The following is a 24,953-nucleotide window of genomic DNA, read 5'->3' as shown; positions in this document are numbered from 1 at the left end:
CCGAGAGGAGTAGTTAAAAACCAATGACAATTGAACCGTTATTACAAGAGATTGAACGTATATATCAAGAAGGACGTGCCGGAACCGAATATGACTTCAATCGAGACGTCGTACCGTTCGTCGAACGAGCAGATCAACTGATTGCGCAGTGGCAAACGAATGCCCAAGATAGTCCTTACTTACGTCCGAGCATGGTCGAAAGTGCTGTGGATCAACTGAAGCAGATTTCTGTCCAAGCCTTTCAGCCGAAGACGAGTCTGAAACGTTTCAATGAAACGATTAAATCCGTCCGCTATATCGATCGATTGATGAATGGCGAAGAATAATAATTAAAAACAGGAGTTATCTTCCTTGAGTCGAACACCTAATCTATAAGGGAATGTTTCACCGGTTTCACTTGCCAGGCTATAGCTTTTCAGTCGCCTAGCGTGTAAAGTGGCATCAAGAGCATTTCTTTCTTAAGACTGTGTAATTATCGTGCAATTGGAGGAGATTCATTTGAACAAACGGGTACAATCGAACGTCAAAGGCGTTGATGTCAAAGGATTTCCTAAGAACTCAACCCCTGCCCCGAAGAAATACATCATGTTCGTTGACGAGACGGGAACACCTAAGGGGAATACACAATTCAATCTAACAGGTGTCTTGATGGAATATAAATATGCCATCGATTCGGATGAGACGGGCGAACCGAGTCCGCTTCGTCAACGTTTGATGGACTTCAAGGCAAAAGTCTTTGAGGATCCACATATTCCGCTTCATCTCAAAGAAATTTTAAAAGCCGAACATCCATATGGAAAAGAAGACGGGATCACGATCGATATGTTGCGTCACTTCTGGATTGCCTTACCGGAATTTTTAGTCGATATCGATTGTACGATCGTCAGTGTCGAAGTCGATAAACAGAAGCTGCAAGACTTCTTCTCGACACCGAAGGATCCGTATGTCGTTGCCTTCGCTCATCTAATGAAATCGTTCTATTCCTTCCTTGATGAGACAGAAGCGACGAGTGCACGTGTTGTGCTTGAAAGTCGTGATGATTATCAGAACTTGCTGATTCAAAAGGCATTCTTCGATATCTTCAATTCAGGAACGGTCCATCTCGACGTTGAAAAAAGCCGTCAAAAAATCAAGGGCTTCATCTTTGCTGAAAAAGACAGCGACCTCTACCAATCTGGTCTTGAGATTGCCGATTTGGTCTGCTTACCTTTGTCCCGCGTCCGTCGTGGTGTCATCGAGGTAAAACCACGGTTTGTCCATTATGGGGACGAAAACCGGATTTTTAAAGCCATCAAAGATAAAATTTACATTCGCCGCGATAGCCCGGACCAAGATTTCCGAAACTGGGGTTTCAAAAAAGTACCGATCACGAAAAAGCGTCGTGAATGGTCTGATACCCCTTGGAATGGTTGATGACTCAAAAAAAGTGGATCCGATAGGGATCCACTTTTTTATGGTGTCGCTAATCCTTTTGTCCGCTTTTTACCTTCTCGACACATGTCGAGTAACGGGCAAGCTTCACAGTTCGGACGTTGTGCCTTACAGTGATAACGTCCAAAGAAGATGAATTGATGATGGAGTTTTGACCAACGTTCTCGTTTGAAACGGCGCATGAGTGTCGCTTCAACCTGTGTGACATTATCCTTCCACCGACAGATTCCGAGACGTTTCGAGACGCGCTCGACATGTGTATCAACCGCAAATGCCGGGACATCGAAGGCGACAGACAAGACGACATTTGCCGTTTTACGCCCGACACCAGGTAATGCTTCAAGTTCGGCTCGTTCCGCCGGGACTTCACCGTCGTGTTGCGCAAGGAGTTGTGCTGCCAGTGCCTTGATGTTTTTGGCTTTATTCCGGTATAATCCAAGTCGTTTGATCTTGTCCTCGATTTCCTCGACCGGTGCCGCAGCAAGTGAAGCAGGATCTGGATAAGCAGCAAATAATCCAGGCGTCACCTGATTGACGAGTACGTCGGTCGCTTGCGCACTCAGTGCGACCGCAACGACCAGTTCAAACGGATTGCGGTGAATCAACTCGCAAAATGCATCCGGAAACATCTCTTCTAACGTCGCTTCAATCCGATCGATTTCTGCTTTCCGTAACATCTACTCAGCCTCCTCGCCCGGCAAGATCCTCAAGTGTCTTGATGCCTTCGCGTTCCCATGTTCGTAAAATTTGATTGATATAAGTCATCTTGCGAACGTTATGATAGACCGCTTCTCGAAGTGCAGCGAGCACGAGCTCTTCCGAAATATTTTCGATCGTCAACCACTGAATGATTTGCTCCATCTGAAATGGGGACATCATGCCCAGTTCCCGTTCGAACTGTTGGAAGACAGACGGGTTGATTGTATCAAAGTTTGGTGCTTCCTGTTCCGGTGGTGCCATCAGTTTTTCGTAAAGTGGCACAAGCGAATAACGTTCTGATCCGTTGACATTCTCCATCGCTAGTAATCCTTTTTGCAATAGACCGAGAGTCGTCTCGATCGTTTCCGTCTCGGATAGTCCAAGTCGATTACTTAACTCTTCCGGAGACGGCATCTCCATGCCTTCTGCCCGACAGGCAAACAGTTGACCAATTAACGTGAACTCGACAAAACTGATACCTAATCGTTTTGCTTCGGTGAACAATCGTTTCGGTAAGACGACCGTCCCTTCCTCGAATAATTGCACTAAATTATGATTCATCGTATTTCCTCGATTCTCTAGTCTAAACAAGAAATCGACCCGTCGAGACGATGGGTCGATGTTTTTCCTTACTGCTTATGGATAGAGGCGGTTTAGCAGACGTGGGAACGGAATTGTTTCCCGAACGTGCTCGACACCTGTGATCCAAGCGACTGTCCGCTCTAAACCAAGACCGAAGCCACTGTGTGGAACAGAACCGTATTGGCGTGTTTCGAGATACCATTTATAAGCACCTGTCTCGTCAAGACCATGTTTCTTCATCTCAGCGAGGAGTTTTTCATGATCTTCTTCACGTTGTGAACCACCGACGATTTCCCCGTATCCTTCAGGGGCAATCAAATCATCACACAAGACGAAGTCTGGGTTTTCCGGATCTTCTTTCATGTAGAACGGTTTGATTGCTTTTGGCCAGTGCGTGATGAAGACAGGACGTGCGAAGCTGTTTGCGATTGCTGTCTCGTGTGGTGCACCAAAGTCATCACCGAATTCGATATCGTCGAATCCTTGCTCCTTGAGCATATCGATTGCTTCCGTGTACTTGACGCGCGGGAACGGTGCTTTAATGTTTTCAAGGACCGTCAAGTCACGTCCAAGCAACTCAAGTTCCGCACGACAGTTTTTCAGTGCTGATTGCACGAGGTGCGAGACATAGTTTTCTTGGACTTCGAGGTTCATCTCGTGATCGTGGAATGCCATCTCAGGCTCCATCATCCAGAATTCGATCAAGTGACGACGTGTTTTTGATTTTTCAGCACGGAACGTTGGACCGAACGAGAAGACCTTTCCAAGTGCCATTGCTGCCGCTTCCATGTAAAGCTGACCAGATTGTGAAAGGTACGCATCTTCATCGAAATATTTCGTGTGGAACAATTCTGTTGTTCCTTCTGGTGCGCTACCTGTCAAGATTGGCGGATCCACTTTGATGAATCCTTCTTGGTTGAAGAATTCGTACGTCGCACGAATCAATTCGTTCCGAACGACCATGACCGCATGCTGGCGCTTTGAACGTAACCAGAGGTGACGGTTATCCATCAAGAAGTCCGTTCCGTGTGCTTTCGGTGTAATCGGATAATCGATCGCTTCATGGATGACTTCGATTTTTGAAATTTCCATTTCATGACCGATTGCTGTCCGACCGCCATCTGATTTGATGACACCGGTCACCCATAGTGATGATTCCTGTGTTAAGCCTTTTGCTTGTTTGAATAAATCTTCGCCGACCGTTTCTTTGACGACGACACCTTGCATGAATCCAGAGCCATCCCGTAGTTGGAGGAAGGCGATTTTACCGCTTGAGCGTTTGTTTGCTAACCAACACCCGATCGTCACTTCTTCTCCTACATATTTGTTTACATCCCGAATCATTGCTTTCAACAGTCAACATCCTCTCTCTATTAAACGGCTGTATGTGCCGTGATGAATCCTTCAATCCGGTCGAGTGCCTCTAGGACACGTGCCGGATCCGTCGCGTAAGATAGGCGGACATAGTCCGGTGCACCAAATCCTGAACCTGGAATCAAGGCGACCTTCGCTTCAGATAAAACAGCTGTACACCAGTCATCGACATTATCGAATCCACACATCTCGGCAGCTTGCTTTGCATGTGGGAACAAGTAGAATGCCCCTTCCGGCTTCAGACACGTTAATCCTTCAATCTCGATGAGTCGTGCATAGATTTTTTCAAGTCGTTCTTCAAAGATGACACGCATCGCTTCGACCGGTGCATCACCTTCAGCATACGCAGCAACCGATGCCGCTTGCGCAATCGATGTCGGGTTCGACGTCGAATGGCTCGCTAAGTTTGTCATCGCAGAGATGATCTCCTTCGGTCCGATTGCATACCCGATCCGCCAGCCTGTCATCGCATGGGACTTCGAGACACCATTGATGATGACCGTCCGTTCGCGCATTTCTGGTAAGGACGCGATCGAAATATGTGTCGCACCGTTATAGAGCAACTTTTCATAAATCTCGTCACTGATGACGAGTAGATCGTGCTTGATTGCAACATCTGCTACCATCTCGAGCTCTTCTTTCGAATAGACCATTCCTGTCGGATTCGATGGTGAGTTCAAGACGAGTGCTTTCGTTTTTGGGGTAATATGTTGCTCGAGCAATTCCCGTGTCACTTTGAAGCGAGACGATTCGTCCGTCTCTAAAATGACCGGTACGCCGTCACTGAGTTTAATTTGCTCTGGATAACTGACCCAGTATGGTGCTGGGACGATGACTTCATCGCCTGGGTCGAGAATCGCTTGGAACAACGTTGATAGTGCATGCTTTGCTCCTGAAGCGACCATGACTTCTGAACGTTCATATGGCATCCATAAGTCACGGCGTGTTTTTTCAATGATCGCATCCTTCAAGGCAACCGTTCCGCCAGACGGCGTGTATTTCGTATCGCCTGCTTCTGCTGCCTCGAATGCTGCTTGGATGATGAATTCCGGTGTATTGAAGTCGGGCTCTCCCGCACCTAAACCGATGATGTCTTGACCTTCTTCACGTAGTGCCTTGGCTTTCGCTGTGATGGCTAGCGTCGTAGATGGTGTCAATTGTCGTACGCGTTTCGATAACATGTCGCCCACTCCCTTTACTTGATTCGTAATCGTTTGATGAAAGAACCTTCTTGATACGTGTAATACGAATAATCATAGCCTGTCGTCGTCTTTGAAACGATCTCGATGACGGCACGATCCTCAAAGCCGTACTTAGCAGACACGATGTCTCCGAGTTCCGGATGATCCGCGATGACCGTCTTGATGGCAATACCATCAGCAACCGGTCGTGTCTCAATCGCTCCTTTTTTCGGAACGAACGCCCGTACCGCCTGTCCACTCTGCTTCATCGTAAAAACGACATATTGGCGTTTCCCGTTAAAGATAGATTCGAACCGGACGTCCGTTGGCTTGAGTTCTTTTTTCAGACGTGCCTCTGCTTGCTCGGCGACGCTCTGTTCCCGGTCTTTTGCCTCAGCGATCGTCACCTGATAAACGGCTGTTCCAAGAACAGCCAAGATGATGAGTGCGCTCAGCAGACCAAGCGTGACTTTCCACTTCATGTGCGGTAGATGGTGAAGACCATCTGCTCCTTATCTTTTTCATCGAGAGCAAGACCGAACATTAAATCTTCCGTTTTCAGCGTCCGGTTCAATAAGTCGACGATTTTATACGTATCGTCATGGCGATTCACTTTGACGGTCGCAAGTGTTTCAATTTTTGAATCCATCTGTATGTCCTCCCTCATTTTTCTCTATCTATTATAATGCGATAGGGTTTATCTGAATAGACTCAATCGCCATCATTCAAGAACAATTCTAGTTCTGCCGTCAGTTCGTCGAGTGGTTTTGATAAAACAGGCACTTTCGGCAGACTCGTGACAAATCGTTTTCCATAACGCGTCGTCTCGATCCGGCGATCGAGCACGAAGACGACACCACGATCGTTCGTCGTCCGGATCAAGCGACCAAACCCTTGTTTAAAGCGAATGATTGCTTGCGGTAGGCTGTATTCGAAAAATGATGATTTTCCGAGTTTTTCAATCCGTTCCGAGCGTGCTTGGACGATTGGTTGATCCGGTGGCGCGAATGGTAGGCGGACGATGACGAGACAACTGAGATCATCTCCCGGGATATCGACCCCTTCCCAAAAACTAGCCGTCCCGAACAAGATACAGGCATCGAGTTGCTTGAACTGTTTCATCAGTCGTTGCCGTGAACCTTGCGTGACCCCTTGCGAGAGTAATGTAAACCGGTCTGGCAGCAACGGCTTCGTCGCCTCATGCGTCAGTCGTAGCAAGTCGTTCGAGGTAAATAAGACAAGCATCCGTCCCTCCGTCACCTCTGCGATTTGTAAGATGGCTTCCGCAATCGTCTCCGCGAATTCCGGCAGTGGCACATCCTGTAGAAGCGGAAGGTCCGTCGGAATCATCAGTCGAACGTTTTCGGCATATCCGAACGGTGACGGAACGACGAAACGACGTGTCTCGAACGCATCGAGCCCTAAACGGTTCTCAATGAACTGGAACTTGTTCGAGACAGTCAACGTCGCCGACGTCAGGATACACGTCCGTTTCGAAAAGACTTCGCGACGCAGTCGCTCTGAAATGTCGATTGGTTGTGTGTAGACCCGTGTTAGTTTCCGGTTCTTAACAGACGTCTCGATCCAAGATACCGTGTCATCGTGCGGGGCAAGCATCGTCTCGAAGATCGCGAGCTCCGCTTCTTCGATTTGTGACGTGATCGCTTTTAAATCCGCGACGAGCGAACGCTCCCGATAACTCATCTGCTCCCGGTGTTCATGGAACAGTTTATGAATCGCCCGGATTGCTTGACGCAAACGCCGCAACACCAATTCAACCCGCTTGGCACTCTCTTGGACAGCACGCATCGAACGGTCGAGTCGCTTGAAGCGAATGCTGACCATTCCTTCCCGTCGTGCTTTGCGGGAAGCCAGTTCAAGCCCGTACGCTTGAATGATCATCAATAGACCGTCTGCTTCTTCGAGTAACGTCGTCAGTGCTTCATCGACCGTCTCACTATGGGCTTCAACCATCTCGGCGATATCCCATTCTTCCGACAGATCGAGCAAGCGGTGTAATAATTTTTTGTCAGATGAATACCCGAGTTGGCGGAACAGACGATCAAACGTATGTCCATCAAAGACGAGACCAAAATGATGGCTCGCGACTTCTTCGATTTGGTGTGCCTCGTCAAGAATCAACGGACTTCCTTTCGGTAAGACCCCTGCTTCGAACTGCAGATCACTAAACAACAACGCATGGTTCGTGACGATGATCGTCGCATCCTTTGCTTGGCGAATCGCATGTTGGAAGAAGTCCCGACTGTACCAGGGATCAAACCGTCCGAGCTGCGATTGACTATCGGATTGAATCAATTGCTTGATTCCGATATTGCCTTGCGCTGCACCGCCTGGTAAGCTGACTTCTTCTAAATCTCCTGTTTCCGTCTCCGTCAACCAGACGAGCAGAATCGCTTTTGCGAGCGTGAAGTTATAGGCATCCTCTTGATCATTCAAGAAAAACTCGAATTTCCGTAAATCGATATAGTTACTTCGTCCTTTAAGCAATGCAATCTGGACCGGCGTATCGAACAATTGACGCAAGAGCGGTAAATCACGCGCGAACAGTTGCTCCTGTAATTGAATCGTGTGTGTACTGACGACAATTGGCACTTCATGTTCGAGCGCGTAGTGCGCTGCCGGGACTAAGTAACCGAGCGATTTCCCGGTTCCCGTTCCCGCTTCGACAAGTAACGGCGTTTCTTGATCGAGCGATTGATAGACATGACGCATCATCTCGAGCTGCCCACGTCGCTCTTCATATCCTTCGAATAGACGAGGGAATGTCACGGCATTCAATTCATCAACGAATGGTCCGAACGGTTCAAGAACGGGTGGATGTGCCAACCGCTCCATCGTCTGGCGCTTTTTCAAAGCGATTTTACGGAAACGATCAAACTGTGAATCCTCCTCGATGCCGACTAAACGAATCGCATGGTCGATTTCCTCTTCGATGGCACTGAACAGGCGTGGTGATAAACGTCTTAAGTGCTTCAATGTCTCAAGCGGCAACGTATGTAGTCGTTTGAGTAGTTCAAGCAACAATTCAGCCGTCGCCGAAGCGTCACTCCCTGCCCGGTGCGCCTCTTGATGGGCAAGTTGTAATGACTCTGACAGATGCGACAGCGCGTGGCTTTCTGCTGTCGGAAGTAAGATTCGTGCGAGTTCGACCGTATCGATGACAGGACCTGTGTACGGCAAGTATCCTTCCTCTTCTAACGCATCGTTTAAGAAGTTTAAATCGAACTGCACATTATGTGCGACGAAGACACCACCATCGAGCAATGATAAGACACGTGGTGCAATGACATCGAATGTCTCGGCCTCTTTGACATCTTTATCCGTGATGCCCGTCAACTGGGAAATGAACGGAGGAATCGGTTGGGTCGGACGCACGAAGGCAGACAATTGTTCTGTCAACTGTCCATCTTCAATGACCGCCATGCCGATCTCAATCATCTCATCGCCAGCCTTTATGGAATGACCTGTCGTTTCCAGGTCGACTACGACGTACTTTTTCTTCAACACTGATCCTCCACCTTTTATCCATCCTCTCCATGACCGGATGGCATTTCATTCTTCATCTTAACAAAAAAAGAGACCCGCTGACATGATCGGGTCTCTAAAATTTCATAAGATCGTGTGGGCGATTTCTTGAGACAACATTTGTTTGATGTCGTTCTGTTCATTTAGAACAGCCACTTTTGGAACATGTGTCGCGATTTCTTCCGTGGATAGTTGCGCGTACGCCATGATGATGACCTCATCTCCGACTTGGAAATGGCGAGCTGCCGCACCGTTCAAACAGATGACACCTGAACCACGAGCACCTTTAATCGCATACGTTTCAATCCGTGCACCGTTCTGATTGTTCGTCACTTGGACTTTTTCATTTTCAAGAATCCCGACAGCATCGAGTAAATCTTCATCGATCGTAATCGAACCAACATAGTGTAAGTTTGCCTCGGTGACCCGGGCCTTGTGTAGTTTAGCGTGCATGAATGTGCGTAACATCGTCATGCTCCTCTCGTATATAGTAAATTATCGATCAAGCGTGCCGATGCAAACTGCACGGCGACAGCTAAGAGAATCGTCGTCGTTTGTTCCGTAACGGGTCTTAGTGAGGGATAGTCGACGGCTTCGACGTAATCGATCGTCGTCCCTTCGAATTGAAGTGCTTCGCGCGTCCGATCGAGAACCGTTTCAACAGGCACCCCTTGATCGAGTGCTTGTTTCGCTTGTTGCAACGCCTGCTGGATGCCCGGTGCTTGCGTCCGCTCTGTTTCCGATAGATAGACATTGCGTGATGATTTCGCTAGACCATCCGCTTCGCGAATGATCGGACAACGGACGATCTCAACCGGAACAAAATAATCAGCGACATACGCTTCAATCAATGCGAGCTGTTGTGCATCCTTTAAACCGAAATATGCACGGGTTGGACGGACGACGTTCAATAGTTTGCTGACGACCGTCAACACACCATCAAAATGTCCTGGTCGTGATGCGCCGCATAAGACATCATCACCGGAGCGGACCGTAACACGGGCCATATCCAGCGGATACATCGTCTCGTTCGTCGGATAGAACAGATAATCGACCCCTTCTGCCTCCGCGATCTTCTGATCGCGTTCCGCGTCTCGTGGATAACGATCCAAATCTTCGTTTGGTCCGAATTGTGTCGGGTTGACGAAAATACTCAAGACGACGACATCGTTCTCTTGTCGTGCTTGTTTGAGCAAGGAGGCATGCCCTTCATGCAAGAATCCCATCGTCGGTACAAAACCGATTGAACCGGCTCCCGCTAAACGTTCGCGTAACGTCTGGACGTCCTGGATGATTTTCATTCTTTGGTCCCTCCATAAAGCGCACCAATCAGTTCTTCGTCCATCTGGAACGAGTGTGCTAGTTCAGGGAAAGCACCGGCTTTGACGTCTTTGACGTAAGCAGCGATTGCTTCCGTTCCTGAAGTATTCCAGTCCGTGTACGCTTTAACGAACTTCGGTAAACGACCGACACCATACGTCAAGATGTCATGATAAACAAGTACTTGACCGGCGACGTCTGCGCCAGCACCGATGCCGATGACCGGAATCGAGAGGAGCTCTTGAATGCGTTTCGCGAGCGGATGCGGTACACATTCGAGGACGAGCATCTTCGCTCCGGCACGCTCTGCTTCCAAACTGTCTGCAATCAGTTGTTCGGCTGCTTCTAGTGATTTCCCCTGGACTTTAAATCCTTCAAGGACACCGACGGATTGTGGTGTTAATCCGAGATGCGCGACACAAGGCATCCCAGCGTCCGTCAAACGACGAATCGTTTTTAAAATCTCCCCTGCCCCTTCCAGTTTCAAGGCATCTGCCTGCGATTCTTGGAAGATACGCGCTGCTGATTCAAGCGTGCGATCAAATGAACCGTGATAGCTTGCGAACGGCATATCGACGATCATGAACGTCTGTGGTGCGCCGCGGCGTACCGCGCGCGCATGATGAACCATGTCGTCGACCGTGACAGCAATCGTTGAGTCATAGCCGAGGATGACGTTCCCGAGGGAATCGCCGACGAGCAACATATCAACTCCTGCTGCCTCTGATAGTTTTGCTGAAGGATAATCATACGCCGTCAACATGACGAGCTTCTCTCCAGCTTGTTGTTTTTTGAGTAATGGACTCATTGTGTGCATCGTGTTCTCTCCTTACGTGTGTAGGGAGGACAAAAGGAAAACGCCTTCTTCTCCAAAATAAATGCATGCGGAAAAGAAGGCGGAATAATTGAATATCGTCCTTCTGTCCCTGTCCGTTAAGATCAAGGCAGTTGAAACAGCTAAAACTGGCACCTGTCAATTCGGTATGGTTCCGGCAAGCGGATACCATCCGTGGCTTTATTATACATGACGGGAAAAGCTCTCTGCAAACCGTCTGATTCAAACCCTCATTCTTTTTCCCAGTAAATCAGCTCTGCCGAATGGAAACGGGTCTCCCCCGTTTCCGTCTCAATCCGAATCGTGCCCGTCTCGTCAATACCAAGCAATGTTCCGGAAGCGGTCATCTGACGTGTCCGTAACGTCACTCGTTCATGTAAGCGATCTGCGAGTGTTTCCCACTCGGAGACGAAAGATCCGAACCCTAGCTCGAGCCACTGTGTGTATAGTCGTTCAAATCGATTCAAAAAAGTCGCGACGACCTCCGCACGTCGGAAAGTTCTTCCTGATTCTCGGACGAGCGAGGTAGCACGATCTTTGATCCCTTCCGGAAACTGCTCGTGATGCACATTGATCCCGATGCCAATGATGACTGAACTGATTCGGTCCGCCTCGGTCTGCATTTCCGTCAAAATGCCTGCCACCTTACGACCGTTGATCAAGATATCGTTCGGCCATTTAATCGTAACCGGAACATTGAATGTTTGAAGAGACTGGGCAAGTGCAATACCTGCTACGAGCGTTAATTGACCTGCTTGGTGCATCGGTACATCCGGTCGGACGAGTAGACTCATTGCGATGCCTTCATTTTTCGCTTCATGCCACGTTCTCCCTAGCTGTCCGCGTCCATTCGTCTGGTGATCGCATACGACGAGTGTTCCTTCCTGCGCTTGCTGTTGCGCTTGCTCATGTGCAATCCGCTGCGTCGTGTCCAGTTCTTCGAAATGAAGGATGTGGCGACCAAGACGCGCTGTCGTTAACCATTGTTCAATGGCAATCGGCGTCAGCAAATCGCCTTCATCGACTAATTGATAGCCTAGTTTTTTATTCGAGATGATCTGGTATCCTTCTTCCTTTAAGGTTTGCATATGTTTCCAAATGGCGGTACGTGAAATATTTAACGTCTCTGCTAATTCCTGTCCGGAGTACCACGTCCGCTGACGAAGTGCGATCAAGATTTGTTCTCGGACTGAGTGCGCCATCGCTCTACCTCCTTCAGTAATGTCACGCGGTCGTTTGGGCAAGCACGCGTGACGACACTGTATTCCAAATGCAAAAGTGCTTCCTTGATCTGTTGTTTTTGAAGACCGAGGCCGATCATGTCTTTTCCGTCGACAGAGAGCTCTTTACGACTGCGAATCGGTAAGTCTGATCGCTCTGGATAATCCGTTCCGGTCATTTCCTGAAGGATCATCAGTTCCTCGTCCGACAACTGATAACGATCCCAGTCTTGTAACGGTCGGTGTAACAGAGGTGTTAAACGCACAGCGAGCTGCACTTGATGTTTCGATCGTTTCCAGCGCGTCAATTGATCTTTCGCAAGACCGGCATCGAGTACGAGTGTCCAGACGGCATCTTTTGAGACACCCTGAAACGACTGCTGCGCTAGTCCTTTGACGATTTCTGAAGTCATACCGGGGAGGTAGCGTTCGATTCCTGTCCGGAGCATCGCCTGTAACGCCTGCTGTTTTCCAGGACCAAGTAAGAGTTTCTCGAACTCGATTGCGATCCGCTCAATCGCAACGGCCTCTAGATGCGGAGCGAGTTTAACGATTGCTCGTTCAGTTGCCTCGTCAAGCGAGAAATCTAGTTGGCTCATGAAGCGGAACGCCCGCATCATCCGAAGCGCATCTTCATTAAAACGTTCAGCTGGTTCGCCGACCGTCCGGATAATTCGCTCTTCGATGTCGCGCGCTCCGCCGAACAAATCCACACGTCCGGATGGTCTGAGTGCCATCGCGTTGATCGTAAAATCACGCCGGGTCAAATCCTCTTCCAAACTAACGCCAAGCGTCACCGCATCCGGTCGCCTACGATCGCTATAGGTTGCTTCCGAGCGGAACGTCGTGATTTCGTACGGTATGTGGTTGAGAACGACCGTTACGGTTCCATGCTCGAGCCCAGTCGGAATGACGACAGGGAATAAGTCGATGATCTGTTCCGGTAACATCGAACTCGCTAAATCATAGTCTCCTGGTGTCCGGTCGAGTAACATGTCGCGAACGGCACCACCAACGATATAAGCCTCACCACCCGCTTGTTCGATCGTCTGAATGATATGATGCGCCCCTTCAAGCAAGTTCATGACGCGCACACACCCGTTCATAGACTTGTTCATAACGACGGACGATCTCATTCGAATCAAAACGACGACGAGTATCGCGAATACCCTCTTCTGCCATCCGTTCTCGTAACAACGGATCATCCGCAAGTTCACCGATGCGCGCCGCAGCGACCTTAACGTCGTAAGTCGGAACGATATATCCGGTGACGCCGTCCTGTATGACTTCCGGTAAGCCACCTGCTGTCGAGACGACACTCGGGACCCCAATTGCCATCGCCTCAAGGACGACGAGCCCGAACGCTTCTTTTTCTGACAACAGGACATGAATATCACTAATGGCGAGCAATTGCGCGACGTGTTCCTGTTTACCGGCAAAGATCACTTTGTCGTAAATGCCGAGTTCCTTTGCGCGACGTCTCGTTTGTCCCATTTCTGGACCATCCCCGACGAGCAACAGACGCATCTTCCGGTCTTTCGCTGCAATGGCGAACGCCGCAAGCGTATCATCGATTCGTTTGACCGGTCGGAAGTTCGAGATATGAATGACGACGACTTCGTCCGCTTCGATGCCGTAATGCCGCTTCAAGCGTTCATCCCGCATCGGATAATAGACACTCTCGTCAATCGAGTTCGCAATGACATCGATGTCGTAGTGTGCATTGAGCGTCGCATTCGTCTCAAGTGCTAGACTCTCTGAGACGGCCGTGACCGCGTCTGATCGTTCGATGCCGTATCGAATAGCCGGTTGCATCTCTAAATCTTGCCCGATGACGGTGATGTCCGTTCCGTGTAACGTCGTCACGACGGCGACGCCTTTTTTCTTAGCCATGTTTCGTCCGAGATCTGCACAGACCGCGTGCGGAACGGCGTAATGGGCATGGATGACATCAAGATCGAATAAATCAATGATTTCTGCGACTTTTGATGCTAACGTAATGTCGTATGGTGGATATTTAAAAACGGAATACTGGTTGACTTCAACCAAGTGGACCGTGATGTTTGGTCGATATTCCGTCAGGCGAAACGGCATGCTCGACGTAATGAAGTGGACCTCATGTCCACGGTCCGCAAGTTTCATTCCGAGCTCCGTCGCGACGACCCCACTCCCGCCGACGGATGGATAACAAAGAATCCCAATTGCTTTTTTCATGATAAAACCACACTCTCTTTATGTCTTCTATTCGTCTCTATTCTAAGCAATATCAATCGGAATGACCATACTGATCACTTTTCGAATGATTTTCATAGGAAAAGCTAGTCTTTTTCCGACCGTGCCGTTACCCTAGAGAAAGAGTCTTGATTTGAAAGGAGCATACGGAAATGGCACCTCCATTCCAATTCCCGATTCGGATCCAGAACATCCTCTGGATTTTAGTCGGATCGTTCATCTTTGCTTTTGGTATTTATCATTTTAACGTTCAAAATGAGTTAGCAGAAGGCGGTTTCACCGGAATCACGCTGATTCTAAAAGGTCTGTTCGGATTATCACCATCGATCACGAACTTAGTATTGAATGTCCCACTTTTTTTCGTCAGTTATAAAATTCTTGGTCGGACGACCTTCGTCTACACGTTGATCGGTACATTCAGTTTTTCCTTCTGGTATGGATTGATTGCCAAATATTCACCACTCGTCATCGACCTGCGTGACGATATGGTGCTTGCTGCGCTCTTTGCCGGTGTATTCATCGGCGTTGGTCTTGGTATCATCTTCAACAATGGTGGTACGACTGGTGGTGTCGATATCATCGCGCGTTTGACGAAACGCTACTTCGGTTGGTCGATCGGTCGAACATTCTTGATCTTCGATTTCTTCGTCATCGTCGCATCCTTGACGTATCTCGACTACAAGCAAGCGATGTATACGTTACTTGCCGTCTACGTCGGTGCCCGCGTCATCGATTGGATGCAAGAGGGCACGTATGCCGGTAAAGCAGCGATGATCATCAGTGATCACCGGACGGAGATTGCCGACGGTATTCATGCGACGATGAATCGTGGCACGACCCGTCTAATCGCAAAAGGCGGTTACTCTGGACGGGATCTCGAAGTATTGTACGTCGTCGTCGCTCGCAATGAAATCAATCGCTTGAAGACGCTCGTTAAAAGTGTCGACCAGCACGCCTTCATCACGTTGCATGATGTCTATGAAGTAACGGGAGAAGGATTCACGTTCGACGAAAATCGAGTCCCAATCAAAGAAACGTAAAAAAAACACGGATCGCTCAAACGAGCAATCCGTGTTTTTCATTTTAGTCATCACTTGACGGGTTGAAGACGAGCAGTGCGAGACGAAGAAACTCGGCGACGGCGACAAGTGTTGCTGCGACGTACGTCCAAGCGGCTGCGTTCAAGACACGGCGTGAACCACGTTCTTCTTCCGCGTCGATGATTCCGTGATCTGTCAATTGCGCCATTGCTCGGTTCGAAGCATCGAACTCGACCGGTAACGTGACGAGTTGGAAGATGACCGCTCCAAGCATCAGCACGACACCTAGCATCGCAAGACCAGTGAACCCAGCGAATAGACCAATCAACAACAGAGGGAACGATAAGTTCGACGTGATTGAGGCGACAGGTGCAATGCGGTGCCGGACACGCATCATGTTATAATCCGTCGCATCTTGGATGACGTGACCAATTTCGTGTGCTGCAATCGAAACGGCTGAGACCGTCGAACCGTAATAGACGTCTTCTGAAAGCCGGACGACTTTATTTGTCGGATCATAATGATCGGACATCGTTCCACCAATCGGCTCGAGCCGGACGTTCGTAATCCCGTTCTGCTTCATGATGAAGTCAGCGACCTGTGCTCCTGTCACCCCACTCTGAATCGGAACATCTTGATATTTTTTATAGGTGCTCCGCACCCGCATCTGAGCCCAAATCGGGACGATCATGATGATCGCGAGATAAATCAAATAGTTTGCCACGAGACATCGTTCCTTTCTTTTTTATTTATAGGTCTATTTTATGTTCAAGCGACCTTATTGTCAATTGAATCGCGTGCGACAAACAGATATCCCATCAAAAGACATAATCCAGTCAACCAGAAAGAACCGTATCCGATCCATTTGATGTGCTCTGCAAGCGCCGGGTACCGGGGCCATTGCCCAAGGACATAATCGACGACATCGTTATGAACGACCCAAATCGCAACGAGAACAAGTTCCTTGATGCGAAATGTCATCAAAGGACTGAATAACAACGCCTGAAACGCCATCGCTCCGTGCGACACCATCAGCATCAGTGCCATCGTTGTTAAGTAGGCGTTTGATGTGCCGAGTTCGTTCAACATCAAGGCATTCATGACGACCGCCCAGACACCATATTTGATCAATGTCACGAACGCGAGCGCTTCAAACAAGCGGGAACGTCGTCCGAAAATCCATAGAAAAACGATGATCGTAAGGAACAGCGATGCGGTTGGGCTATCCGGAATGAACGGATAGAAGTACCACTTCGATGTCGCGAGTTGTGGTTCATACCAGTAGTAGCCGTATAAGGTGCCTGCTAAGTTGATCAATCCGACGATCCAAAGCACGGCTTTATGACGGAGTAAAGTAAATATTCCTTGCAATCGTTTCACCTCATCATCGACAAAAGCCGGAGGATTGCTCCCCCGGCTTTTGGCTTATTTATTGTTTTCGCCGCCTTCACCGTATGAAGCGATGAATTTCGCAAGTTCTTTATGATCGGCATCTGAGCCTTTGAACTGACCAGCCGGCATCGAACCGACACCTTTGACTGCGATATCATAAATCTCTTTTTCAGTCTTTTTCGTTCCGACGAGCGCTGGAGCTGCTGCTCCACCTTCGAGGTTCTTACCATGACAGTTGACACATGACTGGTTCGAATAAATTTCGTATCCTTTTGCCGATGTATCAATTTTTGGTCCTTCGTTCATCGTCAACTCACCTTGCTTGTGGATGGTATCCCAGTGTGTCGTTTGAACAGATTCCCATGTCAAGAAGACGATCGAGACGACTGCGAGGAGCATCATGCTGACGGCGACTGGCCGTTTCGCAGGACGGCGTTCAAGACCTTGGTCGAGCCATGGCGCGACGAGAAGTGCTGTGAACGCAAGACCTGGAAGGATGACTGTTCCCATCAAGATGTATGGACCTGCAGCGAATTGGTATTTCAAGAGCTGATAGAGGAATAGGAAGTACCAGTCCGGAAGTGGAATGTACGACGTATTCGTCGGATCGGCAATGTTTTGAAGTGGTGCTGCTTCTACGATTGTCAGAGTCATGAAGCCGATCAAGAAGACCGCTCCAACCATCCATTCGCGAAGTAAGAAGTTCGGCCAGAACGCTTCCGTTCGACCTGGATATTCCGAATAGTCTTTTGACTTGTTCGGCATCCGGTTATTGATCGACACCCGTGAATCGGTGACGAATTTCATTCCTTTACCACGATGCATCGTGTTCTCCCCCTTTTTTGTTGTCTAGATGATAGTCGGTTTAAAGTGGTCCAGAGATCCCTTGTTTACGGATCATCAAGAAGTGGGCCCCGAGCAAGACGAACAATGCTGCAGGAAGGAAGAAGACGTGAATCGCAAAGAATCGAGCGATTGTACTTGCGCCGACGATTTCTCCACCCGCAAGGAGGGTCTTCGCGATACCACCGATGACCGGGATACTTTCAGCAATCTGAATCGTAACTTTTGTCGCGAACAACGCTTTCATGTCCCAAGGCAATAGGTATCCTGTCAGACCGAGAGCTAAGACGACGAAGAACAAGAGAACTCCGACGACCCAGTTCAATTCACGTGGTTTTTTGTATGAACCAGTGAAGAAGACACGTAATGTATGTAGGAACAACATTACGATAACGACAGACGCACCCCAGTGGTGCATACCACGAACGATTTGTCCGTGTGCGACTTCGTTTTGTAGATAGTAGACGGACGCGTGTGCGTTGATGATGTCCGGTACATAATACATCGTCAAGAACATCCCCGAAAGAATCTGGATGACGATCGTAAAGAACGTCAATCCGCCAAAACAATAAACGAAAGCTGAAAAGTTATGTGCCGGGTTGACGTGCTCCGGTACTTCATGATCGGCGATGTCTCGCCAGAGCGGCGTAATATCAACGCGCTCATCAATCCAATCATAGATTTTTTGCATCATCGCTTACGCACCTCTTTCGACTGGTTTACCAAGGTAGAGGTAACCATCTTTCTGTTGCATTTCATACTCATCGAGTGGTTTCGTTGGAGGCGTACCAGGTACGTTCGTGCCATCCTTCGTATACCGTCCGAAGTGACATGGGCAATAGAATTGCTCCGGGTGCGTTGGATCTGCGCCGAAGCTGACTTGGCAACCTAAGTGTTTACAAATCGGTGAAAGGGCCAAAATTTCTCCCTTATCATCTTTGAACACCCAAGCCGACAACGTTTCTTCGAACTCATACCACGCATCTTGCGTTTGTTTCTTGAAGTCGACCCGTTTTGGTTCTGTCGTGATATCCGACAACTTCATTACTTTTACTTTATCGCCTGCTCCTGATTTCTTCAGGACTGGATCAACTGCGAAGTTGACCATCGGCATGACCATTGTCGCAGCCATGAAACCGCCGACGCCTGTCAATGTATACGTCAAGAATTGACGACGTGTTACGTTAGACCCGTTTTGAGCCATCTCGATCCCCCCTTGTGATGTACGCTGTGCCCCAAGACGACAGTACTTCACACAAATTTCTCACATGGTAATAGTATCTTAATAAAATCATTGCGTCAACCGCTTCATAGCGCGGTCCAACGGTTTCCTAACTGTTCGAGAACTTGTCCAACAAAATTCCCGACCATCTGACCTTGTTGGTCACGACTCATCGTCTCAAGAGCTAGACGTGGCACGTAGATAATCTCTTCTGCGGCAGTCTCCTTCCACCTTAAATCAGCGGTGATGAAGGTGATGAAACGGAATTGCCCGGAAGCAGCCGCTTGACGCCATCCTTCCAACTGTTCGATCGACGGTACATCGATGTAGGTCATGGCAGGTAAGAGCAACGCCCGTCCAGATAGCTGGCGTTCGACTTCGGACGCCACCGTCAATGTCATGTCTGCGCATTCCGCATAAGCATGCATCGCCTCATCGAAACCGATCGGAAGCAAAGGCACGATTAGCGTGTCGATATACGCTTGCTCGCTTCGTGTCCGCTGTACGTCGGATGGTTTGAAACGCAAGTCATTTCCCCCTTTCTTTCTTACTTACAATTCGTCACATTTAATGTATCATATCCACATTTCCTCCTGCTCTCTTAATGTGAACGTTTTATGAAATTCCACCCTATTTTTCTTCATATTTTGCACAAATCTTCACATACGAAAAAGACTCTATCGCCTGTTATAAGCAATAGAGTTCTTTGATTAAGGGAGTTGATTTCGAACGAGACGTAACTGTTCGGAAAGGGAGTGGAATCGATGTTGATCGCGTGCATCAAGTGCTTCATCGATCAATCGGACCAACCGTTCTTCTTCTTGTCGATTGACCGTGACAGCGATGAAATGAGTCGCTTCATCTGCTAAACGCGGTTCAACAGCGACTTCCGGACGAAATGGATTTTCTTCCAGTAAAGACAAGTATTCATCGTCCATCATCATGCCTTGGAAGTTTAGCTCGATGTAGATATCTTCCGATGTCAAACGAATGTCATGATACGCTTTTTCTGGATCTAGCGTCGTGACGTCCCCTTTTTTAAAAAGAAACGGTTCCGCATCGAATCCATATGTCGTCATGATAATGGCTTTCGGAGCGAAAGTCGCATTTTGAACGAAGTGTACCTGCTCGAGTTTTGCCTCGTTACGCAACCAGTAATCGATGATCCATTTTGCTTCCCGTCGCTTTAACGTGTAATAGGTCAAGATGCGGCGTAAGAATCGCTGCTTTCTCTCTATCATCTCAATCCTACTCCCTTCTCCCGTGAAGTCATCCATCCATTCGTTCAACATAGTCGACGAGTTCGTTATCCTCTGGTGTCAACTGTGCAGCGCGTCGTAAGAGACGTTGTCCCTCTTCACGCCGTCCTTCCTCGACGAGTGCAAAACCATACTCTTTCAAGAAAAGCGCGTCTTCCGTGAATGCGCCTTCGACTATCGCATAGTTCTCCATCGCTTGCGTGTATTCCTCTAACGCATATAAAGCGCGCGCCCGGTACCATGTCAGAATTGGAGCCGTGACATGTTCTTCAATGGCTGAGATCGTCTCAATCATTGCTTCATGATCCTCGTCTTCTGCCAGTAACGAAAGCAAACGTTCCGCTGCGACGATTGATTCCGGGTTTAAAGCGAGTGCTTCACGTAACGCTTGAACACTTCCTGCGCGATCGCCGAGTTTGAGAAGGAATAAGGCTTCCATCGTCCGTAACTCGTCATTATAATCATCGCGCTCCATCCCTTGCTTGATGACGTTCAGTGCTTCTTTCGTCAGCCCAAGTTCGGCTTGGCTTTCCGCGTACGGTACATACGCTGATGTATAATCCGGATCCTGCGCAATCAATTGTTGGAATGTCTCGACTGCTTTTTGGTGTTGACCGACACGGTGAGCCGTCATCGCAAGACCAAACAGCGTATGCAAGTCGGAACGTTCTGCGACAGCACGTTCATACAGTGGAATCGCATCCTCAAATTGTCCTGTCATCGCGAGTGATTCCGCGTACAGGGCATCGAGCGGCAATTCAGCACGTAACTCTGGACGCTCTGCGATTTCAGCGAATAGTAGTACCGCTTGATCAAACGCACCGAGCGTCATGTAGAGCTCGGCTAATCCGTATGCCAGTAATGGTTCTTCAGGAGCGAGATTACGTGCTTCCTTCAGCTTCGCTAATGCCACTTCGTCAAGACCTTGTGACTGATAGAGGTCAGCGAGTAATACGAGAGAACGGGGACCATATTCCATGTCCGTTGTGTCGACCTGCTCAAGGACAGAAATCGCTTCCTCTTCCCGGTCCAAATCGATATAACATTCTGCCAGTAACAAGGCGACTCCGGCGTTACCTGCGTATTCGACGTAAAGCGGTGCCAATAGATTAACTGCTCGGTCTGATAATCCAAGTTCGATATAGAGATCGGCAACCGCGAGGCGATCCTCATCCGTCCCTGTCTTTTCGAGTTGTTCTAGTGTCGCTAAGGCTTCCGAGGTATGGCCGTGTTCTAGTTCTTCGATGATGCCATTCAATACTTGTTCATTCAAGGCAAACGCCCCACTTTCTGTCATCCGCCTATTTCTTACTCAGATCGGTCGGATTGAAGTTTCTTTAAATCATCATAGAACGTTGGGTAGCTGACTTCAACTACTTCGCGTCCATGCACTATAATTTCCGGGTTGATTGTCGCCGCGATCGTCAACATCATCGCGAGTCGGTGATCACCTGCACTGTCGACTTCCGCTGCTTGCAAAGGTGTCGGTCCTTCGATAATCATACCGTCATCCGTCGCCTCGATATTCGCCCCGAGACGCCGTAACGCCGTCACGACCGTCTCGATCCGGTCCGTCTCCTTGACACGGAGCTCTTCCGCATCGCGAATGATCGTTCGTCCCTCTGCTTGCGTCGCAAGCAATGCAAGTAACGGGATCTCATCGATCAAGGAAGGGATTTGTTCACCTTCGACCGTGGTCGCTTGCAACGATGTCGTCTCGACGGTCACATCTGCCGTCTCCTCTCCACCATCTTCTGAGCGATGATCGATTTCGACACTTGCCCCCATCTGGCGCAACGTCTGTAAAAAACCGATCCGTGTCGGATTCATCAAGACGTGCGTCGTCGTGATCCGACTATCCTGCCCGATCGCTGCTGCCGTCCACCAAAACGCTGCTGACGATGGATCCCCCGGGATGTCGAGTGACGTCGCTTGTAAATGTACAGGACCTTGAACACGAATATGTCGACCATCTTCGTAGTCATCGATCGATACGTCAACGCCAAACTGCGGCAGCATCCGTTCCGTATGGTCCCGTGATAGAATCGGCTCGATGACCGTCGTCTCGCCCGTCGCATGTAAACCTGCGAGTAAGACGGCACTTTTCACTTGCGCGCTTGCGACCGGTAACGTATACGTCGTTCCGACAAGTGGCGTTCCCGTAATGTGAAGCGGCGCCGTCTCACCTGTTATGTTCGCTCCGAACAAGGCAAGTGGTTCCGTGATCCGTTTCATCGGACGTCTGCGCAAGGAAGCATCTCCATCGAGTACATACGTTGCTTGACCGCCTGCTAGAATCCCACTTAAAAGACGGATCGTCGTTCCCGAGTTTCCACAATCGATCGTTGCTTCATGAAACGTTTCCGTACCGGTGATGCGAATTTCTCCTGCTGTTCGCTCGACGTGTGCCCCAAGCGCTCGCATCGCTTCTAATGAAGCGAGACAGTCCGCTCCTTCGAGTGCATTTCTGACATGTGTCGTTCCTTTAGCGATTCCACCGAACAGAAAAGCACGGTGTGTCATTGATTTATCGCCCGGTACTTGTACTGTTCCTCTTAATCCCATTCTAAACACCTCATTGTTTGATTGAACGCTTGTTGCAATCGTTCTTCACTGATTGCCTCTAAGTCAAAACGTCCTTCTTTCTCAAGGACGAATCGGATCGTAGTTTGGTGATTCTTTTTGTCACGACGCATCAGTTCCAGATATGTCTCGAACGATTGTCGGTCCGGCAATCCGGTTCCGAGACGGTGGAGCAATCGTCCGAGTTGTTCCGCCTGTTCCTCATTTCCTTCCAAAAACTTGACGAAGACGAGTCCGATCCCTACTGCCTCGCCATGCGACAGACCCGGGCTCGCATATTCAACGGCATGCCCGAATGTATGCCCATAATTCAAGAAGGCACGCATCCCTTGCTCCGTCTCATCTTGTTCGACGATATCCCGTTTAACGTTAATCCCTCGTGCGAGCCAGTCTTCAAGATCAAGCTCTTTGATAGTATCCAACGAGACATCGAGTAACGTATCTGCAAACGATGGTCGTGCGAGGAATCCATGTTTGACCAATTCAAAGAAGCCGCTCCGCCATTCCCGATCTGGTAATGTCTGAAGAAGCGTTAAATCATACACGACACCGCTCGGTTGATAAAATGCCCCGACCAAGTTTTTTCCAAGTGATAAATTCACACCGACCTTTCCACCTACACTCGAATCATGTGCTAAGAGTGTCGTCGGAATTTGAATGAACGGGATGCCGCGCAAAAAAGTCGCTGCAACGAATCCCGCTAAATCACCTATCATGCCACCACCAAACGCAAGGATGATACTATGTCGTGTCATTCCATGACGTATTCCCTCTTCCAATAAAGAACCGTAGACCGCAAGCGATTTACTCTGCTCCCCAGCTGGCACAGTGCTGACATGAATGTTTGTTGATTGAGATATAGACCCTAATGCCTCTTGCAACGTGTGCAAGTGCAAGTCGCGAACTGTCTCATCCGTAATGATCCAGATGCGATCTGCCTCGTTCAGCGCCGAAAGATGCGACAAACGTGCTAATGCCCCATTTCCGACAAATACTGGATATGACGTTTTTAACCGGATATCAAGCTCGATCAAAACGTTCGAACCTCCTCTGTATAAGCGGCAACGGCAGCCTGGAGACGATCAATCGTTGATGTTCCGAACATTTCAAGGATAGCGACCGCAATCTCAAACGCAACGACGGCTTCTAAGACAACAGATGCGGCAGGAACGGCACAGGCATCACTTCGCTCGATTTGTGCCGTGAAGGCTTCCTTCGTCTCAATATCGACTGATTGCAGGGGACGATAGAGAGTCGGAATCGGCTTCATCGCTACTTGGACGCGGATCGGCATCCCTGTCGACATTCCGCCTTCGATTCCACCTAGATGGTTCGTCCGTCGATGATATCCAGCGTCATCATGAATGATTTCATCTTGGACGGTACTACCCTTGCGACGACCGAGTTCGTACCCGTCACCAAAACCGACGGATTTCATCGCATTGACGCTGATGACAGCTTGCGCGATTCGGCTGTCGAGCTTCAAATCGTTTTGAGTGAAGGATCCAATGCCTGGCATCATGCCCGTCACGACGACTTCGATCTCACCGCCGAGTGTATCGCCTTCTTTTTTGGCAGCATCAATTTCCTCCATCATTCGTTGACCTGCAAGTTCGTCGGCACAGCGAACAGGTGAAGCATCAATCGTTTCCTGATATTCCACAGGATCTTTCCAAGGAGCATCAATCCCACCGATTGATCGTACATGCGAGAACACTTCAATTCCGAGTTCATTCAGTAATTGTTTAGCGAAGGCACCGACGGCAACACGTGCTGCTGTCTCACGTGCTGAAGAACGTTCCAGCACATCGCGTAAATCACGATGACCGTACTTCAATCCGCCAACGAGATCCGCATGTCCGGGACGTGGACGCGTTAATGTCCGTGGGCGCTCCAACTCTTCTTCGAGCGGTTCCGCCTGCATGACTTGTGTCCAGTGCGTATGATCCTTATTCTCGATGAACAAACTGATCGGTGATCCCGTCGTATATCCGTGGCGAATCCCACCACGTGCATCAATCTGATCTTGTTCGATTTGCATCCGTCGACCTCGTCCATATCCCCCTTGACGACGCGTCATTTCACGCTGAATGGCTTCGAAATCAATCGTGAGTCCTGCCGGCATCCCGTCAATGATGACGGTCAATCCTTTTCCGTGTGATTCTCCTGCTGTCATATAACGCATTCGCTTCAT

General features: G+C 49.1%; 28 protein-coding genes. 4 read left to right on the top strand and 24 right to left on the bottom strand.

Going from position 1 to position 24,953, the window contains the following annotated elements:
* The first annotated feature begins 23 nt into the window (after positions 1 to 23).
* Entirely contained in the window at positions 24 to 326 is a 303-nt protein-coding gene (locus Q9R23_RS04000; protein WP_023468613.1) for a DUF1798 family protein, read from the top strand.
* A gap of 172 nt (positions 327 to 498) precedes the next feature.
* Positions 499 to 1,413 (top strand): DUF3800 domain-containing protein, encoded by a 915-nt coding sequence (locus Q9R23_RS03995; RefSeq protein ID WP_023468614.1) that lies wholly within the window; start codon positions 499 to 501, stop codon positions 1,411 to 1,413.
* Positions 1,414 to 1,451: 38 nt separating this feature from the next.
* On the opposite strand, the gene nth is transcribed toward Q9R23_RS03995, so the two are convergent.
* From nth to panB, 10 genes are all read right to left on the bottom strand, one after another.
* Positions 1,452 to 2,108 carry an endonuclease III gene (gene nth / locus Q9R23_RS03990; RefSeq protein ID WP_311246437.1) on the bottom strand — a complete coding sequence of 219 codons (657 nt, stop codon included), beginning with the start codon at positions 2,106 to 2,108 and terminating at the stop codon, positions 1,452 to 1,454.
* Positions 2,109 to 2,112: 4 nt separating this feature from the next.
* The gene (locus Q9R23_RS03985; RefSeq protein ID WP_023468616.1) at positions 2,113 to 2,691 is read right to left on the bottom strand and encodes a DnaD domain-containing protein; all 579 of its coding nucleotides are present in this window, start codon (positions 2,689 to 2,691) and stop codon (positions 2,113 to 2,115) included.
* A gap of 75 nt (positions 2,692 to 2,766) precedes the next feature.
* Positions 2,767 to 4,056, bottom strand: a complete 1,290-nt coding sequence (asnS, locus tag Q9R23_RS03980) for an asparagine--tRNA ligase (RefSeq protein WP_174316766.1) — start codon at positions 4,054 to 4,056, stop codon at positions 2,767 to 2,769.
* A gap of 29 nt (positions 4,057 to 4,085) precedes the next feature.
* Positions 4,086 to 5,267: a pyridoxal phosphate-dependent aminotransferase gene (locus Q9R23_RS03975; RefSeq protein ID WP_214854399.1), complete on the bottom strand. Its 1,182-nt coding sequence runs from the start codon at positions 5,265 to 5,267 to the stop codon at positions 4,086 to 4,088.
* A gap of 14 nt (positions 5,268 to 5,281) precedes the next feature.
* Positions 5,282 to 5,749: a hypothetical protein gene (locus tag Q9R23_RS03970; RefSeq protein ID WP_311246436.1), complete on the bottom strand. Its 468-nt coding sequence runs from the start codon at positions 5,747 to 5,749 to the stop codon at positions 5,282 to 5,284.
* Complete coding sequence (locus Q9R23_RS03965; protein WP_012370646.1) at positions 5,746 to 5,916, bottom strand: YpmA family protein; 171 nt, start codon at positions 5,914 to 5,916, stop codon at positions 5,746 to 5,748. Before Q9R23_RS03965 ends, Q9R23_RS03970 begins: the two co-directional genes overlap by 4 nt.
* A 62-nt stretch (positions 5,917 to 5,978) precedes the next feature.
* Entirely contained in the window at positions 5,979 to 8,795 is a 2,817-nt protein-coding gene (gene dinG / locus Q9R23_RS03960; RefSeq protein ID WP_311246435.1) for an ATP-dependent DNA helicase DinG, read from the bottom strand.
* A gap of 102 nt (positions 8,796 to 8,897) precedes the next feature.
* Positions 8,898 to 9,281, bottom strand: a complete 384-nt coding sequence (gene panD / locus Q9R23_RS03955) for an aspartate 1-decarboxylase (protein WP_029341994.1) — start codon at positions 9,279 to 9,281, stop codon at positions 8,898 to 8,900.
* A 2-nt stretch (positions 9,282 to 9,283) separates the two neighbouring features.
* The gene (gene panC, locus Q9R23_RS03950) at positions 9,284 to 10,114 is read right to left on the bottom strand and encodes a pantoate--beta-alanine ligase (RefSeq protein ID WP_214854408.1); all 831 of its coding nucleotides are present in this window, start codon (positions 10,112 to 10,114) and stop codon (positions 9,284 to 9,286) included.
* On the bottom strand, positions 10,111 to 10,950 hold the full coding sequence (gene panB / locus Q9R23_RS03945) for a 3-methyl-2-oxobutanoate hydroxymethyltransferase (protein ID WP_214854411.1): 840 nt from the start codon (positions 10,948 to 10,950) through the stop codon (positions 10,111 to 10,113). Before panB ends, panC begins: the two co-directional genes overlap by 4 nt.
* An 88-nt stretch (positions 10,951 to 11,038) precedes the next feature.
* Here panB and Q9R23_RS03940 point away from each other — a divergent pair, with 88 nt between their 5' ends.
* Complete coding sequence (locus Q9R23_RS03940; protein ID WP_256429275.1) at positions 11,039 to 11,161, top strand: hypothetical protein; 123 nt, start codon at positions 11,039 to 11,041, stop codon at positions 11,159 to 11,161.
* Between the two features lie 37 nt (positions 11,162 to 11,198).
* Here Q9R23_RS03940 and Q9R23_RS03935 read toward each other — a convergent pair whose 3' ends face one another.
* Genes Q9R23_RS03935 through bshA form a run of 3 tightly spaced genes read right to left on the bottom strand, consistent with a single transcriptional unit; the run spans position 11,199 to position 14,402 of the window.
* Entirely contained in the window at positions 11,199 to 12,170 is a 972-nt protein-coding gene (locus Q9R23_RS03935; protein WP_214854414.1) for a biotin--[acetyl-CoA-carboxylase] ligase, read from the bottom strand.
* Positions 12,140 to 13,273: a CCA tRNA nucleotidyltransferase gene (locus Q9R23_RS03930; protein ID WP_251137855.1), complete on the bottom strand. Its 1,134-nt coding sequence runs from the start codon at positions 13,271 to 13,273 to the stop codon at positions 12,140 to 12,142. The genes Q9R23_RS03935 and Q9R23_RS03930 overlap by 31 nt, the downstream gene beginning before the upstream one ends.
* Entirely contained in the window at positions 13,260 to 14,402 is a 1,143-nt protein-coding gene (bshA, locus tag Q9R23_RS03925) for an N-acetyl-alpha-D-glucosaminyl L-malate synthase BshA (RefSeq protein WP_311246434.1), read from the bottom strand. The genes Q9R23_RS03930 and bshA overlap by 14 nt, the downstream gene beginning before the upstream one ends.
* 170 nt (positions 14,403 to 14,572) lie before the next feature.
* Here bshA and Q9R23_RS03920 point away from each other — a divergent pair, with 170 nt between their 5' ends.
* Positions 14,573 to 15,460 (top strand): YitT family protein, encoded by an 888-nt coding sequence (locus Q9R23_RS03920; protein WP_035396836.1) that lies wholly within the window; start codon positions 14,573 to 14,575, stop codon positions 15,458 to 15,460.
* A gap of 43 nt (positions 15,461 to 15,503) precedes the next feature.
* Here the strand turns inward: Q9R23_RS03920 and Q9R23_RS03915 are convergent, their stop codons facing one another.
* The 11 genes from Q9R23_RS03915 to aroC form a co-directional block, all read right to left on the bottom strand.
* Positions 15,504 to 16,184, bottom strand: a complete 681-nt coding sequence (locus Q9R23_RS03915; protein WP_214854420.1) for a zinc metallopeptidase — start codon at positions 16,182 to 16,184, stop codon at positions 15,504 to 15,506.
* A gap of 44 nt (positions 16,185 to 16,228) precedes the next feature.
* The gene (locus Q9R23_RS03910; RefSeq protein ID WP_311246433.1) at positions 16,229 to 16,831 is read right to left on the bottom strand and encodes a DUF1405 domain-containing protein; all 603 of its coding nucleotides are present in this window, start codon (positions 16,829 to 16,831) and stop codon (positions 16,229 to 16,231) included.
* A gap of 54 nt (positions 16,832 to 16,885) precedes the next feature.
* The gene (locus tag Q9R23_RS03905) at positions 16,886 to 17,677 is read right to left on the bottom strand and encodes a menaquinol-cytochrome c reductase cytochrome b/c subunit (protein WP_035407183.1); all 792 of its coding nucleotides are present in this window, start codon (positions 17,675 to 17,677) and stop codon (positions 16,886 to 16,888) included.
* Between the two features lie 40 nt (positions 17,678 to 17,717).
* Positions 17,718 to 18,389, bottom strand: a complete 672-nt coding sequence (gene qcrB / locus Q9R23_RS03900) for a menaquinol-cytochrome c reductase cytochrome b subunit (protein WP_214854423.1) — start codon at positions 18,387 to 18,389, stop codon at positions 17,718 to 17,720.
* Between the two features lie 3 nt (positions 18,390 to 18,392).
* Positions 18,393 to 18,899, bottom strand: coding sequence for a ubiquinol-cytochrome c reductase iron-sulfur subunit (locus Q9R23_RS03895; RefSeq protein WP_035396830.1), 507 nt, complete (start codon positions 18,897 to 18,899; stop codon positions 18,393 to 18,395).
* A 104-nt stretch (positions 18,900 to 19,003) separates the two neighbouring features.
* Positions 19,004 to 19,444, bottom strand: a complete 441-nt coding sequence (locus Q9R23_RS03890; RefSeq protein WP_035407181.1) for a DUF2487 family protein — start codon at positions 19,442 to 19,444, stop codon at positions 19,004 to 19,006.
* 183 nt (positions 19,445 to 19,627) lie between these two features.
* Positions 19,628 to 20,158 (bottom strand): ReoY family proteolytic degradation factor, encoded by a 531-nt coding sequence (locus Q9R23_RS03885; RefSeq protein WP_035407179.1) that lies wholly within the window; start codon positions 20,156 to 20,158, stop codon positions 19,628 to 19,630.
* Positions 20,159 to 20,186: 28 nt separating this feature from the next.
* Positions 20,187 to 21,473, bottom strand: a complete 1,287-nt coding sequence (locus tag Q9R23_RS03880) for a tetratricopeptide repeat protein (protein ID WP_311246432.1) — start codon at positions 21,471 to 21,473, stop codon at positions 20,187 to 20,189.
* An 11-nt stretch (positions 21,474 to 21,484) separates the two neighbouring features.
* Positions 21,485 to 22,741 (bottom strand): 3-phosphoshikimate 1-carboxyvinyltransferase, encoded by a 1,257-nt coding sequence (gene aroA / locus Q9R23_RS03875; protein ID WP_035407177.1) that lies wholly within the window; start codon positions 22,739 to 22,741, stop codon positions 21,485 to 21,487.
* Positions 22,732 to 23,793 (bottom strand): 3-dehydroquinate synthase, encoded by a 1,062-nt coding sequence (aroB, locus tag Q9R23_RS03870; RefSeq protein ID WP_311246431.1) that lies wholly within the window; start codon positions 23,791 to 23,793, stop codon positions 22,732 to 22,734. The genes aroA and aroB overlap by 10 nt, the downstream gene beginning before the upstream one ends.
* The gene (gene aroC / locus Q9R23_RS03865; RefSeq protein ID WP_290759139.1) at positions 23,790 to 24,944 is read right to left on the bottom strand and encodes a chorismate synthase; all 1,155 of its coding nucleotides are present in this window, start codon (positions 24,942 to 24,944) and stop codon (positions 23,790 to 23,792) included. The genes aroB and aroC overlap by 4 nt, the downstream gene beginning before the upstream one ends.
* Positions 24,945 to 24,953 lie beyond the last annotated feature (9 nt).

The sequence above is a fragment of the Exiguobacterium sp. BRG2 genome (assembly GCF_031844245.1).
GTDB lineage: Bacteria > Bacillota > Bacilli > Exiguobacteriales > Exiguobacteriaceae > Exiguobacterium_A.
The sequence above is the reverse complement of the archived record's forward strand: the minus strand, read 5'-3'. Positions and strand labels throughout refer to the sequence as shown.